The following is a 558-nucleotide window of genomic DNA, read 5'->3' on the forward strand; positions in this document are numbered from 1 at the left end:
AGAGGAACACCGCCGCCAGGAAGGCTTCCTCGCCATGCACCAGGGTGCCGACGTTGAACACCCAGCCCGGCAGGAAGCTCGCCGTGACATGCGGGAAGGCCAGCATCAGGCCGCTCCAGCCGATGATATTCACACCCCAGAACACCGCCCAGTAGTCGAACTTCTCGAAGTAGGTCCAGCGGTCGAACTGCGGCCGCGGGCCCTTGCCGAAGAACCACTTGAACATGCCCACGCAGTCGGCAAGGTCCTTCCAGTTCGGAATCAGCGAATCCGGACCGAACCAGCGGAACTTGCGGTCGCGCAACAGGCGCGACATCACGTAGACGAAGTGAATGAAGAAGATGCCGACGAACAGCGCCGCCGCGACACGGTGGATGAGGCCGAGGATCTTCGGACCGCCCAGCGCCGCAGCCACCTTCGGTGCCCAGCTACTGTCGGCGAAGAGCGCGGCGGTCCCGGTCAGCACCAGCGTCATCGTCACGAGCGCGAAGGCCAGGTGCGCAATGCGCCAGCCCCACGGGAAGCGCCGGAAGTGCTTCTCCGGAACAATGCCCATCG

General features: G+C 64.5%; 1 protein-coding gene. It reads right to left on the reverse strand.

All coding sequences use genetic code 11. From position 1 onward, the window contains the following. Positions 1–558, reverse strand: a 558-nt coding sequence (locus GPA25_RS23680; RefSeq protein ID WP_425486421.1) for a formate dehydrogenase subunit gamma, incomplete at both ends; no start/stop codon positions are given.

It is taken from the genome of Aromatoleum diolicum, from assembly GCF_012910955.1.
Classification (GTDB): domain Bacteria; phylum Pseudomonadota; class Gammaproteobacteria; order Burkholderiales; family Rhodocyclaceae; genus Aromatoleum; species Aromatoleum diolicum.